The 13,918-nt window shown below is 64.4% G+C and carries 13 protein-coding genes; 8 read left to right on the forward strand and 5 right to left on the reverse strand.

From position 1 onward, the window contains the following. Window positions 1-4 precede the first annotated feature (4 nt). A complete protein-coding gene (locus tag MUB52_RS02540; RefSeq protein ID WP_263842611.1) occupies window positions 5-1,099 on the forward strand; it encodes a mandelate racemase/muconate lactonizing enzyme family protein in 1,095 nt (364 codons plus the stop codon). A 76-nt stretch (window positions 1,100-1,175) separates the two neighbouring features. On the opposite strand, the gene MUB52_RS02545 is transcribed toward MUB52_RS02540, so the two are convergent. Next, window positions 1,176-1,835, reverse strand: coding sequence for a ChrR family anti-sigma-E factor (locus MUB52_RS02545; protein WP_263842612.1), 660 nt, complete (start codon window positions 1,833-1,835; stop codon window positions 1,176-1,178). A gap of 5 nt (window positions 1,836-1,840) precedes the next feature. Then, the gene (locus MUB52_RS02550; protein ID WP_263842675.1) at window positions 1,841-2,365 is read right to left on the reverse strand and encodes a sigma-70 family RNA polymerase sigma factor; all 525 of its coding nucleotides are present in this window, start codon (window positions 2,363-2,365) and stop codon (window positions 1,841-1,843) included. Window positions 2,366-2,607: 242 nt separating this feature from the next. On the opposite strand from MUB52_RS02550, the gene MUB52_RS02555 reads away from it, so the two are divergent. The 5 genes from MUB52_RS02555 to MUB52_RS02575 are packed head-to-tail and all read left to right on the forward strand — an operon-like array spanning window position 2,608 to window position 7,218. After that, entirely contained in the window at window positions 2,608-3,936 is a 1,329-nt protein-coding gene (locus MUB52_RS02555; protein WP_263842613.1) for an NAD(P)/FAD-dependent oxidoreductase, read from the forward strand. Beyond that, window positions 3,933-4,691 (forward strand): DUF1365 domain-containing protein, encoded by a 759-nt coding sequence (locus MUB52_RS02560; protein ID WP_263842614.1) that lies wholly within the window; start codon window positions 3,933-3,935, stop codon window positions 4,689-4,691. Before MUB52_RS02555 ends, MUB52_RS02560 begins: the two co-directional genes overlap by 4 nt. Further along, window positions 4,688-5,923 (forward strand): MFS transporter, encoded by a 1,236-nt coding sequence (locus MUB52_RS02565; RefSeq protein WP_263842615.1) that lies wholly within the window; start codon window positions 4,688-4,690, stop codon window positions 5,921-5,923. The genes MUB52_RS02560 and MUB52_RS02565 overlap by 4 nt, the downstream gene beginning before the upstream one ends. Window positions 5,924-5,926: 3 nt before the next feature. Further along, window positions 5,927-6,490 carry a DUF3833 domain-containing protein gene (locus tag MUB52_RS02570; protein WP_263842616.1) on the forward strand — a complete coding sequence of 188 codons (564 nt, stop codon included), beginning with the start codon at window positions 5,927-5,929 and terminating at the stop codon, window positions 6,488-6,490. Further along, window positions 6,487-7,218 carry an SDR family NAD(P)-dependent oxidoreductase gene (locus MUB52_RS02575; RefSeq protein ID WP_263842617.1) on the forward strand — a complete coding sequence of 244 codons (732 nt, stop codon included), beginning with the start codon at window positions 6,487-6,489 and terminating at the stop codon, window positions 7,216-7,218. The genes MUB52_RS02570 and MUB52_RS02575 overlap by 4 nt, the downstream gene beginning before the upstream one ends. Before the next feature lie 63 nt (window positions 7,219-7,281). Here MUB52_RS02575 and MUB52_RS02580 read toward each other — a convergent pair whose 3' ends face one another. The 3 genes from MUB52_RS02580 to MUB52_RS02590 are packed head-to-tail and all read right to left on the reverse strand — an operon-like array spanning window position 7,282 to window position 9,619. Then, window positions 7,282-8,337 carry a saccharopine dehydrogenase gene (locus MUB52_RS02580; protein WP_263842618.1) on the reverse strand — a complete coding sequence of 352 codons (1,056 nt, stop codon included), beginning with the start codon at window positions 8,335-8,337 and terminating at the stop codon, window positions 7,282-7,284. Next, the gene (locus tag MUB52_RS02585) at window positions 8,337-8,954 is read right to left on the reverse strand and encodes a glutathione S-transferase family protein (RefSeq protein WP_263842619.1); all 618 of its coding nucleotides are present in this window, start codon (window positions 8,952-8,954) and stop codon (window positions 8,337-8,339) included. The genes MUB52_RS02580 and MUB52_RS02585 overlap by 1 nt, the downstream gene beginning before the upstream one ends. Window positions 8,955-8,965: 11 nt before the next feature. Beyond that, window positions 8,966-9,619, reverse strand: coding sequence for a histidine phosphatase family protein (locus tag MUB52_RS02590; protein WP_263842620.1), 654 nt, complete (start codon window positions 9,617-9,619; stop codon window positions 8,966-8,968). Between the two features lie 200 nt (window positions 9,620-9,819). Here MUB52_RS02590 and fdhF point away from each other — a divergent pair, with 200 nt between their 5' ends. Together fdhF and MUB52_RS02600 are read left to right on the forward strand one after the other, a co-directional pair. Further along, window positions 9,820-12,585, forward strand: coding sequence for a formate dehydrogenase subunit alpha (gene fdhF / locus MUB52_RS02595; RefSeq protein WP_263842621.1), 2,766 nt, complete (start codon window positions 9,820-9,822; stop codon window positions 12,583-12,585). A gap of 60 nt (window positions 12,586-12,645) precedes the next feature. After that, the gene (locus tag MUB52_RS02600) at window positions 12,646-13,842 is read left to right on the forward strand and encodes a Zn-dependent hydrolase (RefSeq protein WP_263842622.1); all 1,197 of its coding nucleotides are present in this window, start codon (window positions 12,646-12,648) and stop codon (window positions 13,840-13,842) included. Window positions 13,843-13,918: the final 76 nt, after the last annotated feature.

Below are 13,918 nucleotides of genomic sequence, written 5' to 3' on the forward strand. Positions count from 1 at the left end.
GCCAGTGACCCGGATCGCCTCGGTCAAAGCGCGGCTCTTCAACGTGCCGCTCGATGAGGTGCTGGTGGACGCCAAGCATGGGTCTCACAGCCACTTTCACCTCATTACGGCGACCGTGACACTGGAGGATGGGCGCGAGGGGACCGGGTACACCTACAACGGCGGGCGCGGCGGTCATGCAACCGCCGCGATGATCACCCACGATCTGGCGCCGTTCCTCGTGGGGCGTGACGCCGAGGATGTCGAAGCGCTCTACGAGGCGATGCAGTGGCATATGCACTACGTGGGGCGCGGCGGCATCCTGAGTTTTGCGATCTCGGCGGTGGATATCGCGCTCTGGGATCTGCGCGGGCAGGCCTCGGGGCAACCGCTGTGGCAGATGGTGGGAGGAGCTGCCAAAACCTGCAAGGCCTATGGGGGCGGGATCGATCTGGCCTATCCGCTGCCGAAGCTGCTTGCCCATGTGCAGAGCTACCTCGATGCCGGGTTGAATGGGGTGAAGATCAAGATCGGCCAGCCGACGGAGGCCGAGGATGTGGAACGCATCCGTGCTGTGCGCCAGCAGATCGGGCCGGAGGCGGCTTTCATGATCGACGCGAACTACTCGATGAGCGTGCCGCAAGCCATTTCGCTGGCCAATGCGGTGAAAGACCAGAACATCCTCTGGTTCGAGGAGCCGATTATCCCGGACGACTACGCTGGCTACGCCGAGATTGCGCGTGCGACCGGCATGGCTGTGGCGCAGGGCGAAAACCTTCACACGATTCATGAGTTCGAGATGGCGCTGGCGCAGGGCGATCTGGGGTTCATCCAGCCCGATGCGTCGAATTGCGGCGGCATCACCGGCTGGCGACAGGCCTCCGACCTGGCAGAACAGGCGGGCGTCCCGGTTTGCAGCCACGGAATGCAGGAGCTGCACGTGAGCCTCGTCTCCGCGCAAAAGCATGCAGGCTGGATCGAAGTACACAGCTTCCCGATTGACCGCTATACAACCCGCCCATTGGTCATCGAGGGCCACCGGGCGGTGGCGCCCGATGCCCCTGGTGTGGGGGTCATCTTCGACTGGCTGCGGCTGGAGCCCTTCGAGGTGTTGTTGTAGGGGCGCCTGGCACGAAGACACTGCCCTTCACCCGTCGAAAAATACTCAATTCCGACCGTGCGCCAAGCTCCGGCGCTCAGATCCGCAGGAACCGCTGTGCGATCTTCGGGATCAGCCGGTCGAATTGCAGCGGCGCATCGGCAACGGCAAGACAGATGCAATCCTCATGGATGTCGGCGACGGGCGTGTGGTGCATGTCGCTGTCGGCAATTTCCACATCGCCCCGGGCGAAGTAATCATCCTCGTCCTGAAACGCCCCTTGCAGCACCATGGTGATCTCCGTTCCATGATGGCCGTGATCGGGCATGGCGGTGCCTGCGGGGATGAAGAGAAGCCGTGCGGAGGCGTCCTTTGAGGTCGGCAGGATCGCCTGTTTCACACCCATTCCCACGGGCGTCCAGCGGATCGCGTCCAGATCGCCGCCGACATAGTCACGCAGCGGCTGTGGCAGCACCGAGCAGGTCATCGGCGCGGGCTGCGGTTTCTCGACCGGCCCGCCGGCGATGAGCGCAAGCGTGGCCTCGAAACTCTCCGGGCGCAGCGAAGCGATATCAACGCCGTCGATGGACTCGAGCACTTCGCCGCCCAGCGCGTCGAAGCTCTCCGCCTGCGCGCGGCAGGTGTCGCACAGCGACAGGTGCGAGGCGACCATGAGGCTGAAGGCCTCCGGCAGCGCCCCTGCCGCATAGGCCATCAGGATGCTGTCATTCAGGTGATGTTTGATCTCGTTACGCATGGCATTCACTTCATTGCATGGCGCAAGCGGTCCAGCGCCAGTCTTATTCGCGATTTGATCGTGCCCAGAGGCAGACCGGTTTCTGCGGCGATTTCGCTGTGGGTCAGATCCCCGAAATACGCCTTTTCAATCAGCTCTCGCTGCGCGTCCGGCAGATTGGCCAGTGCAGCACCCAGAGCTTCGGTTTCCTGTTGCAGGGTCAGGACGTCTGCCTGATCCGGTTCTTCTTCCGGACCCCATGTGAGGTCCTCTGGTTCTGGCCTGCGCTGGCGGCGCAGGAGGTCGATCTTGCGGTTCCGCGCGATCGTGAAAATCCACGTCGCGACGGAAGCGCGGGCGGGGTCGAACTGATGCGCCTTGTTCCAGAGCGCTGCCATCACATCCTGCGAGCATTCCTCGGCCAAGGATGCATCGGCCCCGGATTTCATCAAAAATCCCTTCACCCTCGGGGCGAAGTGATCGAAGAGTTCGGCAAACGCCTGCGTATCCTTGTGATCGCGGATACGTGCGACATGCTCCACCCAAAGCATTCGTGTTGATCCGGTCTTACCGTTCACGTGTTTCCGTCCAGTCTTCCTCGTCAACAAGGGGCCTGTCACCGCTTGGGGAACAGACTCGGTTTTCACATGGCTATCAAGACCCACCAACATGCTCAGGATACGCCGCCGGTGCAAAACTGGATCAAAAAAACTTTGCTTTTCCAGTAAGACATCCATTTTGCAGAGCACACCGTATAAAACGCATACCAACAAAAAGACCGGACGGCCCCTCTATGCCCTTTGACGCCCTGACCACAGGTACCTTCACGCCCTCCCGCACGCCCAGAAAAACGCAAAAGATCGCCGTGATCGGTGGCGGAATTTCCGGCATGGGCGCTGCCTTCATGCTGAGCAAGGACTACAGGGTGACCTTGTTCGAGGCAGAGCCGCGGCTGGGGGGGCACGCACGCACCGTGATGGCGGGACAGAAAGGCGACCAGCCAGTCGATACCGGCTTCATCGTCTTCAATCACGCGAACTACCCGTATATGTCCGCCCTCTTCCGGCAGCTCGATGTGCCGATCACCAAGTCGAACATGAGTTTCGGCGCCTCGATCGACGGCGGGCGGCTGGAATATGCGCTCACGTCGCTCGATGCGCTGTTTGCGCAGCGCCGCAACGCGATGAGCCCGAGGTTCCTCGGGATGGTGCGGGATATCATGAAGTTCAACAGGCGCGCAGTGCGGGTGGCAGAGGACCGTTCGCTCAGCCTCGGTGACTTCCTCAAGGTGCTCGGCACCGGTGATGCCTTCCGCGATCACTACCTTTTACCGCTAACAGGGGCCATCTGGTCAACGCCGGTCGAGAAGATCATGGAGTTTCCGGCCCATGCCATGGTGCAATTCTTCAAGAACCATGCGCTTCTGGGCGTCTATGGCCAGCACCAGTGGTACACGGTTCAGGGCGGCTCGACCCAATACGTCAGCCGGCTCGAGGCGGCGCTGCGGAACCAGGGCACCGACATCCGCCTTGGCGCAGCCGTCCAGGCGGTCATCCGTGGACCCGGCAAGGTGGTGCTGCGGACCTGGGGTGGCGAGCCCGAGGTCTTCGATCATGTGGTCTTCGCCACGCACTCCGACGACAGCCTGCGGTTGCTGGGTGACCCGTCGCCTGAAGAGAGCCGCGCGCTTGGCGCCATCGGCTACCAGCCCAACGACATCGTGCTGCACGCGGACACGCGGATGATGCCGAAGGCGCGCAAGACCTGGGCCAGTTGGGTCTACACCGAGGACAATAATGCCCATTCGGACCGCATCGACCTCACCTATTGGATGAACTCGCTGCAGCCCATTCCGATGGATGATCCGCATTTCGTGACTCTCAACACCAAGCGGACGATCCGCGAGGAATTGATTTACGACCAGGTGACACTGCGCCATCCGGTCTACGACCTGGCGGCCCTCGATGCGCAGAAGGACGTGGCCGCCCTCAACGGCACGCGGAACACATGGTACTGCGGCGCCTGGATGAAGAACGGCTTTCACGAAGACGGGCTGTCGAGCGCCGTGGATGTAGTGCGCAGCTTGCGCGCCGTGGAAGAGGACCGGGTGGCCGCCGAATGACAACCAGTGTCGATCATATCGCGGGCCAGACCTTTCATGGCCGCAAGGGATCGGTAGAGAACGCCTTTCGCTATTCGGTGGATTACATCCTGCTGGATGCGGAGGCCGAAGTGCGGGGCCCGCGGCTCTTTGCGCGCAATGGCGCGGCGCTGACCTCGCTGCACGACGTCGACCATGGCGGGCCGCCCAAGGCAGGGCGCGGGGCGCCCTGGGTGCGCGAGGTGCTGGAACAGCATCAGATCACCGGCGTGGCGCAGATCGAGCTCCTCGCCCAGCCGCGGATGCTGGGCCATGTGTTCAACCCCGTCAGCTTCTGGCTTTGCCGTCGCGCGGATGGCGCGCTGATCACGGTGATTGCCGAGGTCAGCAACACCTTCGGGGACCGGCACAGCTATCTCTGTCATCATCCCGACCTGCGGCCGATTGAGCCATCCGACACGCTGACAGCCACGAAGATCTTCCATGTCTCGCCATTTCAGCCGGTGGAGGGCGGGTACAAGTTTCGCTTCGACATTTCGGCGGCGCGCATCGGCATCTGGATCGACTATGCGCGCGGGGATGGCGGGCTGATCGCCACGCTGACCGGCAAACGACGTCCCTTGACGAACCGGGCGATCCTGGGCTCGGCGCTCAAGCGGCCTCTGGGCGCGCGGCGGGTGTTGGGGCTCATCCACTGGCAGGCGCTGAAGCTGTGGTGGAAAGGCGCGCGTTATCGGGTGCGCCCACTGCCGCCGAAGAAGGAGGTGTCGCGGTGACGAACGCCTCCGAGCGGCTTCCGGCTTATTCGCTTTTTGCGGCGCTGCTCGCAGCGGCGGGTCTGCCGATCTACATCCATGCGCCCAAGTTCTACGTGGATGAATATGGCGTGTCGCTGGCCGCTCTTGGCGCGGTGCTCTTCGGGTTGCGGCTGCTCGACGTGGTGCAGGATCCGCTGCTTGGCAAGCTGGCCGAGAAGCTGCGCGACCGCCGCGCCTTGGCGGTGGCCATCGGTTGCGCGGTGATCGGCGGGGCGATGGTGGCGCTCTTTGCCATTCCGCCGCTTTTGTCGCCGCTTCTGTGGTTCGGGCTCACGCTGACGCTGGTCTTCTCCGCCTTCAGCTTCTTGACCATCAATTTCTATGCTCAGGGCGTGATGAAGGGCACTGCCTTGCCGGGGCAGGGCCACTACCGGCTCGCGCGCTGGCGTGAGAGCGGGGCGCTCCTCGGTGTCTGCGTGGCGGCCGTCGCCCCGGTGGCGCTGGCCGCGGCGTTCGAGGCACCCTTCGCCTGGTTTGCCCTTGGGTTTGCGGGGCTCGCCGTTCTGGCCGCCTATGCGATGCGGGACGAGTGGAGCACCGCGGGTCTCGCCGCGGGGACCGGCTTCGGCGTCGTGCTGCGCGACAAGCTCGCGCGGCGGCTGTTGCTGATCGCGCTGGTGAACGCCGCCCCGGTGGCGGTCAGCTCGACCCTGTTTCTGTTCTTTGTCGAAAGCAAGCTCGACGCGCCCGGGTTCGAGGGGCCGCTGCTGCTAATCTTCTTTCTGTCCGCTGCCCTGGCCGCCCCCTTCTGGGGTGCCATGGCGGAACGCTTCGGCCCCAAGGATGTGCTGATCTTTGCCATGGTGCTCGCGATCTGCGCTTTTGGCCTGACCCTGACGCTGGGCCCGGGTGACTGGGTGCTGTTCGCGGTCATCTGCGTGACCTCCGGTGCGACGCTGGGCGCGGACCTGACGCTCCTGCCCGCGACCTTCGCCAATCGGATGGCGCGGATCTCGCCCTCGGCGGCCGAGGGGTTTGGCCTGTGGTCTTTCGTGTCGAAGCTGACGCTGGCCTTTGCCGCCGTCACCCTGTTGCCCGTTCTGGAGCGTGCCGGCTTTCAAAGCGGCAGCGCGTCCGAAAACAGCCCGGAGGCACTGGCGCTTCTGTCGGTGCTCTATGCCGGGGTTCCCTGTGTCCTGAAGCTGGCGGCCATAGCCCTCTTGGCCATCACTGACCTGAGCGAGGTGTAAGAGATGACAGCCTGGATGTATGTGGCACTCGGCGCGGCGCTCGCGTTGATCCTGCTGGTTCTTTTCAAGCGGATGATGGGCTTTGCCGCGCAGCGGCCCGAGGATTACGAGGACGGCACACCGGATTTCGACATCCGAAAGCACCTCAACGGACCGATGCTCTGCGAAGGGGTGATCTATGGGCCAACCGGGCGGGTCAGCAGCCGGTTTGTCGCGGACTTCGATTGCGCGTGGGACGGGGATCAGGGATCGATGAAAGAGCATTTCATCTATGACGACGGCAGCACCCAGAAACGCCAGTGGAACCTCGAGCTGGATGACCGGGGTGCGATCCGGGCGACCGCAGAAGATGTGGTCGGCGAAGGGTCGGGTCGACAGACCGGACCGACGGTGCTGTTGAACTATCGCATCCGGCTGCCGGAGGGGTCGGGCGGGCATGTGCTCGACACCGTGGACTGGATGTATCTGACGCCCAACGGCACGATCATGAACCGCTCGCAGTTTCGCAAGTTCGGCATCAAGGTCGCGGAGCTGGTGGCGACGATGCGACCCAAGGATGCCGCATGAGGAACTGGCACGGCAAACGCTATTGGCTCGTGGGCGCAGGCGACGGGCTGGGGGCGGCCCTGGCCCGCCGTCTGAGTTCTGCGGGCGCGCATGTGATTGTTTCCGCCCGGTCGGAAGACAAGCTCAGCGCGCTGGTCGCCGACCTGCCGACCGAGGGCAGCTACCAGACCGTGGATGTGGCTGACGATGAGAGCGTGGCCCAGGCGGCCGAGGCGGTCGGGCTCGTCGACGGGGTTGTCTTTCTGGCAGGTGTTTACTGGCCGTTCGGCGCGCAGGAGTGGCATGCCGATCAGGCGACCGCGATGGCGGATATCAACTTCACCGGGCTGGTGCGGGTGATGGGGGCCGTCGTGCCGGGGATGGTGCGCCGCGATGCGGGGCACATCGTGATCACCGGGTCGCTTAGCGGCTTTCGTGGGCTGCCGGGCTCAATCGGGTATACGGCGTCGAAGGCGGGGACGATGTCGCTGGCCGAATGCATGTACGCCGATCTTCGGCAGACCGGGGTGCAGGTTCAGGTGGCGAACCCCGGGTTTATCAAGACACAGCTCACCGACAAGAACGACTTCAAGATGCCCTTCCTCATGACACCGGAGGAGGCGGCGGAGCACATGTTCCGGCAGATGAGCGGCAGGAAGTTCAAGGTGAGCTTTCCGCGGCTGTTTTCCCTCGTGTTCAGAGGCAGCCAGTTGCTGCCCGACTGGCTCTACTTTCGGGTGTTTTCCTGAGCGGCAGGCCTGTGGATCCGCCTCCGGCGGGAGTATTTCCGGACGGGTGAAGGGGGCGGCTACTCAGAGCCGGGCCGCGTGATCTTGGAAGATCTTTGCCGCGCGGCTCCAGATGGGGGCGTCCGGGGGTCCGAGGTCCTGCAAGGCGGGCAGCAGCTGGGCTGCGTAGTCTTCGCTGCTTTCGCGGGGCAGCATCGAGGGCAGGTTGTCGATTGCCGTGACGTCGAGCGGCGGGGCGTCGTGGACGCGCAGCGCCGGCGCCTCCCAAGTGGTAGTATGATCGTAGATCTTTACGGGCGAGAAGTCGCTCTCGGGGTCGCAGGCGATGTCGCCGATCACGCGCAGCTTGCGCGGGCGTGTGGGTGTGTCAGCGGGCACGAAGACCGGCGTCCCCGGGCGTGCGAGGATGCAGTTGAAGAAGAGCTCATGCGCGAGGATTTCGGGGAAGGGGCCGCCCGACGCGGTCTCGGCCATGTCCCATTTCGTGGTGGCCACACCCATGGCGGTGCAGAGATCGGCCGCGCCCGTGCCCACGCGGCCAAGCGCGCCGATGATCAGGGCGGTGGGGCGAAAGCTGCCAGTGGCGACAAGCTCGGCCTGAAGTTCGGAGAGCAGGTGCGTGGAGCTGTCATAGGAACCGACGGGGGCTGCGATGCTGCCGCGCTGCTGGGCGGCCCAGCACTTCAGGGCCACGGCGGCGCCCGCATAGCCGGCCCAGTAGCCGAAGGCGGCGACGCGGGCCCCGGCCTCGTTCGTGAGGTATTCCAGATCGAGCAGCGTGCCGCCGCCCGCCTTGAAGCGTTGCAGCAAACGAAGCCCCGCTGGCTGGCCCTTGAAGGCGTGGCCGAACATGATGTGGCGGTGCGGTAGGGGCGTGCCGTCGTCCGGCAGCTCTTTCAGACCGAAGATGATCGCGTCCTGCGGCGCGTCAGGCCAGCTGTGGCTCGGCACAATAGCGCAACCGGCTTGCGCATAGGCACTGTCGGGGATGACGCGGCTGGGCGAGGCTTCAACGCTGACGACCGTCCCCGCCGCAATCAGCTGGCCGGCGCCTTCCGGTGTGAGGCCCGTGCGGGTTTCATTGGCGCGCTGCTCGGCGCGCAGCCAGAGGTGGGGCATCAGAGCATGCCCTTTGCCTTGACGGCCTGCACCGAGGCACGGGCGTTCATGCGGTCGAGATAGGCGGCGATCTCGGGGAAGTCCTTCAGCGACACCTCGTCGCGCTCGAGCCAGCTGCACAGCATGTAGGAATAGGGATCGGCGATGGAGAACTGGTCGCCCAGCACGTAATCGCCTTCAAGGCAGTCGGTGGTGAAGTAGCGTGCGTTTTCGGCCATGTTTTCCGGCGTCTTGGCGATCATGTCATCGAAGCTCGCCTTCTTGGTGGCCCAGCGGTCGCCGCGGCGCATGTGGGCATGGTTGACGTGCATGGTCGAAGCGAGGAAGTACATGACGCTGCGCATCTGGGCGGCGCGCTCAGGGTCCTGCGGTACCAGGCGAGCGCCGGGAGCCAGGGCTGCGATGTAGTCGAGAAGCGCGCCGGTCTCGGTCAGCACGGTGCCGCTGTCCGTCTCAAGCGTGGGCACGCGGCCCTTGGGGTTGAGCGCAAGATAGGCGTCGCCTTTCTGCTCGCCGGCGCTGAAATCGACCGGCACCGGCTCGTAAGGCAGGCCCGCCTCTTCCAGCGTGATGGCGACGGCGACGGAGATGGTGCGGGGGGCGTAGTGGAGGCGCATGGCGTATCCTTTCACACGTGGGTCTGGGCGTAGTGCCTGTCGGGCGCTTCGAGGTGCGGGATGGCGTTGAACATCGTCGGCGAGAGCGTGCCGCCAATGGGGAAGAGCCGGTGCTGGGAGGTGTTGTAGATCGCCAAGGCCATCTGCGCCATGGCCGTGATATCAAGCCGCAGCACCTGTCGCATCGCCATGGAGATGAGCCCGCCGGAGGTGACCACCAGTGCCGGTCCATCGCCCTCGGCGATCTCGGTCAGCGCCGCGTTGACGCGCGCCTCAAAGTCAGCGAAGCGCTCGGGCGCACCGTCGATCCGGTCATCCTGCCAGTACTGGAAGACCAGCGGCAGGTGGGTGGTGAAACTGGCGTTGTCGGTCGGGAACGGGATGCCGTGCTCGGCTTCCAGTGCGCGGGCAAGCGTCAGATATTCCAGCTCGTTCAGGCGCGCGTCGCGTACGGGTTCAAGCTCCATGTCCATGGACGTGGCCGTTTCCACGTGGCGACGTAGGGTGCCGGTGTAAAGCCGGGCATGGTGCTGACCGCGCTCGCGCAGATGGGTGCCGAGCCAGGCGGATTGCTGGTGGCCGAGCGCGCTCAGCCTGTCGTAGCTCGCTTCGTCCTGCGCGCCTGAGTTGGCCTGGCCGTGGCGTATGAGGGTGATGTGGGACATGTGCGCCTTCTTAGGCGAGCGGTGGCGTGGTGGAAAGGGGAGGTGCCTCCGGCGGGAGTATTTTTGGACGGGTGAAGGAACGGCTGTTCGCTATCGGAAACGCGGGTGGCGCGAATACCATGTGAGGTGTCGGGATTGGGGCTACGGTGGGGGATGTGCTACCCTTATAGTCGGGCGGAGTTTTCCGGGAGAGCGCTGCGATGAGCGACAAGATCACCTTCACGCTGGACGGTCAGGAGGTTGAGGCCGAGACGGGCATGACCATCTGGGAGGTCGCGAACGGGCGCGGCCTTGTGATCCCGCATCTGTGCCACAAGCCTGCGCCCGGGTATCGCCCGGATGGCAACTGTCGCGCCTGTATGGTGGAGATTGAGGGCGAGCGGACGCTTGCGGCCTCCTGCATTCGGGAACCCTCCGACGGCATGGTTGTGACGAGCAACTCCGCCCGAGCGGAGAGCGCGCGCAAGATGGTGGTGGAGATGCTGCTCGCAGACCAGCCGGAGCGGCCGGTGGCGCACGACCGCTCCAGCCACCTGTGGGAAATGGCGGAGCTGAACGGCGTCTCCGACAGCCGGTTCCCGAAGCTGGAAGAGGGGCGCATTCCGCTCTTGGATGACAGCCATGTGGCGATGTCGGTGAACCTCGATGCCTGTATTCAATGCGGGCTTTGCGTGCGGGCCTGCCGTGAGGTGCAGGTCAACGATGTGATTGGCATGGCGGGGCGCGGGCATGACAGCTATCCGACCTTCGATATGGCCGATCCGATGGGGGAAAGCACCTGTGTGGCCTGCGGCGAGTGCGTGCAGGCCTGTCCGACCGGGGCGCTGATGCCGTCGACGGTTGTCGATGACAACCAGGTGGGGGACAGTGCCGATTTCGACGAGGAGGTCGAGAGCATCTGCCCCTTCTGTGGGGTCGGCTGTCAGGTCTCGCTCAAGGTCAAGGACGGCAAGGTCAAATATGTCGAAGGGATCAACGGCCCGGCGAACGAGGGCCGGCTCTGTGTGAAGGGGCGGTTCGGGTTTGACTATATCCACCATCCGCACCGGCTGACCAAGCCGCTCATTCGCCGGCAGGACGCGCCGGAGAAGGGTTTGAACGTGGATCCCGGCAATTGGCAAACGCATTTCCGCGAGGCCTTGTGGGAGGAAGCGCTGGACTTTGCCGCGGCTGGCATGAAGGGCCGCGGGCGCGAGATTGCTGGGTTTGGCTCGGCCAAGTGCACCAACGAGGAAGCCTATCTTTTCCAGAAGCTGATCCGGCAGGGCTTTGGCCACAACAACGTGGACCACTGCACGCGGCTCTGCCATGCGTCGTCCGTGGCGGCGCTGATGGAGAATGTGGGCTCGGGCGCGGTGACTGCGACCTTCAACGAGATCGAGAATGCCGATGTGGCCATCGTGATCGGGGCCAATCCGATCGAGAACCACCCGGTTGCGGCGACCTTCTTCAAGCAGTTCGCCAAACGCGGCGGCAAGCTGATTGTCATGGACCCGCGCGGGCAGGCGCTGAAGCGGTTCGCCAGCCATATGCTGCAGTTCCGGCCGGGCGCCGATGTGTCGATGCTGAACGCGATCATGCATGTGATCGTCGAGGAAGGTCTCTACGATCAGCAGTACATCGACGCCTATACCGAGAACTGGGAGGCGGAGAAGCGGCATCTGGCGGATTTCTCGCCCGAGGCGATGGCACCGATCTGCGGGATTGAGCCCGAGGTGCTGCGCGATGTGGCGCGGACCTTTGCGGGGGCCAAGGCCGCGATGATTTTCTGGGGCATGGGCATCAGTCAGCACATCCACGGGACGGATAACTCGCGCTGTCTGATTTCGCTTGCGCTGATGACGGGACAGGTGGGACGGCCCGGCTCCGGTTTGCACCCGCTGCGGGGGCAGAACAACGTGCAGGGGGCGTCGGATGCGGGGCTGATCCCGATGTTTCTGCCGGATTATCAGCCGGTCACGGATGACGGTGTGCGCTCGGCCTTCACCAAGGTCTGGGGCACGGCCGATTTCTCGAACGAACGAGGCTTGACCGTGACCGAGATCATGGACGCGGTGCATGCGGACAAGATCAAGGGGATGTATATCCTTGGCGAGAACCCGGCCATGTCCGATCCGGACGTGGAACATGCGCGCGCCGCTCTGGCCAAGCTCGATCATCTGGTGGTGCAGGATATCTTCCTGACCGAGACGGCGAACTATGCCGATGTGATCCTGCCCGCGTCGGCCTTTGCCGAGAAAACCGGCACGGTGACCAACACCAACCGGCAGGTGCAGATGGGTCGCCCTGCGGTTGCGCCGCCCGGTGACGCGCGCGAAGACTGGTGGATCGAGGTGGAGCTGGCCAAGCGGCTGGGCTTGCCCTGGGACTATCAGAGCCCGGCGGATGTCTTCGCCGAAATGAAGCAGAACATGCGCAGCCTCGACAACATCACCTGGGAGCGGCTGAGCGGCGAGAACGCAGTGACCTACCCGTCGCTGAGCCCACAGGACCCCGGTCAGGCGATTGTCTTCGGCGATGGGTTCCCGCGGCCCGAGGGTCGCGCGCGGTTCACCCCCGCGAGTGTGATTGCGCCCGACGACGTGCCGGATGAAGACTATCCGATGATCCTGACCACCGGGCGGCAGCTGGAGCACTGGCACACGGGCTCCATGACCCGTCGCTCGACCGTGCTCGACGGGCTGGAGCCCGAGGCGAATTGCTCGCTACACCCCTCGACCTTGCGCAAGCTGGGGGTCGCACCGGGGGAGCACGTGTTGCTGACGACGAAGCGCGGCAGCATCTCGATCATGGCGCGAGAGGATCGCGCGGTGGCGCCCGATATGGTCTTTGTGCCCTTTGCCTATGTGGAAGCGGCGGCGAACATCCTCACCAACCCGGCCATCGACCCTTTCGGCAAGATCCCGGAGTTCAAGTTCTCGGCCGTGCGCGTGGAGAAGGCCGAAGGGGCTGTCGCTGCGGAGTGATCTTCTCTTTGTCGGCGTCAGACCTTAGGGTTTGAACGACCGATCAAGGAGGGCGCGCGCGTGGTTGATCCGGAGCGATTTCTGGCTGATTTGCATACTCTGCGGAGCTTCGGCGCGGCAGAGGTGGGCAAGGGTGTCGTGCGCCCCGCCTATTCCGAGGCGGATATCGCGGCGCGGCACTGGTTGGCGCACCAGATGCGGGATGCCGGGCTCCGGGTCGAGGTCGATGCCATGGGCAACGTCTTTGGTTTGGCGGACGGTCCTTCGCTGTTGCTTGGGTCGCACAGCGACAGCCAGCCGGAGGGCGGCTGGCTCGATGGGGCGTTGGGGGTCATTGCCGCGCTGGAGGTGGCACGCGCAACCAAGGCGGCGGGTGGCCCACCGGTCTCGGTGGTGTCGTTCCAGGATGAAGAGGGCCGCTTTGGCGTGACCACCGGCTCCACCGTCTGGTCCGGGCTTTTGCCTCTCGAGAAGGCGGATGGGCTGAGGGATCATGGCGGCGTGACCCTCGCCGAGGCGCGCGCAGCAATGGCGGAGATGGTGACTGGCGCGGTCGATCCGGCGCAGTTCTCGGGCTTTGTCGAGATGCACATCGAGCAAGGGCCGACGCTCGATGCAACCCACGAACAGATCGGGGTGGTCACGGACATCGTGGGTATCCGCGACATGAAGATCACCTTTGAGGGCCAGCAGAACCACGCAGGCACCACGCCGATGCATCTGCGTCGCGATGCGTTCCAGGCGGTGTCCGCGTTCAACACCTTGCTCGAGGATCGGTTGCGCAATGTGGTCACGCCGCAGACCGTCTGGACGATCGGCCATGTGAGCCTGCATCCGAACGCCTCATCCATCGTGCCGGGGAAGGCCGTGTTTTCCATGCAGTGGCGCGATGGCGACAGCGACAGGTTGCGCCGGATGGAGGAGATCATCCGCGAGATCGCGCAAGAGGTGGCCGCGCACCGGAGCATGCAGCTGTCCTTTGGACCGATGCTGGGACTGGAGCCCGTGCACATGGATCCGAAGCTTCAGGACGCTCTGGTCCGGGCGGCGCGTGTGCACGCGCCCGAGACCTGGCGGAAGATGCCGTCGGGCGCGCTGCATGATGCCACCAATGTCTCGCGGCTGATGCCCGTGGCAATGCTCTTCGTGCCGTCGATCGGCGGGGTCAGCCACACCTTCGACGAGGATACCGACGAGGCCGATCTGGTGGTCGGTCTGAAGGTGCTGGCCGATGCGGTGGCGTCGCTGGCCGGTTGAAGCGTTTCGATTGCAGGTTGGACGCTGCATCGCAATTTGCGTTCGACCGCAAGGGAGAGGCAGCGCATTGCGTTTC

The sequence above is a fragment of the Roseobacter sinensis genome (assembly GCF_025755255.1).
GTDB lineage: Bacteria > Pseudomonadota > Alphaproteobacteria > Rhodobacterales > Rhodobacteraceae > Roseobacter > Roseobacter sinensis.

Coding starts and splice junctions, on each gene's coding strand:
- MUB52_RS02545 (WP_263842612.1), bottom strand. CDS start 1,835: ATGCGTAACGAGATCAAACATCACCTGAATGACAGCATCCTGATGGCC.
- MUB52_RS02550 (WP_263842675.1), bottom strand. CDS start 2,365: ATGCTTTGGGTGGAGCATGTCGCACGTATCCGCGATCACAAGGATACG.
- MUB52_RS02555 (WP_263842613.1), top strand. CDS start 2,608: ATGCCCTTTGACGCCCTGACCACAGGTACCTTCACGCCCTCCCGCACG.
- MUB52_RS02560 (WP_263842614.1), top strand. CDS start 3,933: ATGACAACCAGTGTCGATCATATCGCGGGCCAGACCTTTCATGGCCGC.
- MUB52_RS02570 (WP_263842616.1), top strand. CDS start 5,927: ATGACAGCCTGGATGTATGTGGCACTCGGCGCGGCGCTCGCGTTGATC.
- MUB52_RS02575 (WP_263842617.1), top strand. CDS start 6,487: ATGAGGAACTGGCACGGCAAACGCTATTGGCTCGTGGGCGCAGGCGAC.
- MUB52_RS02580 (WP_263842618.1), bottom strand. CDS start 8,337: ATGCCCCACCTCTGGCTGCGCGCCGAGCAGCGCGCCAATGAAACCCGC.
- MUB52_RS02585 (WP_263842619.1), bottom strand. CDS start 8,954: ATGCGCCTCCACTACGCCCCCCGCACCATCTCCGTCGCCGTCGCCATC.
- MUB52_RS02590 (WP_263842620.1), bottom strand. CDS start 9,619: ATGTCCCACATCACCCTCATACGCCACGGCCAGGCCAACTCAGGCGCG.
- fdhF (WP_263842621.1), top strand. CDS start 9,820: ATGAGCGACAAGATCACCTTCACGCTGGACGGTCAGGAGGTTGAGGCC.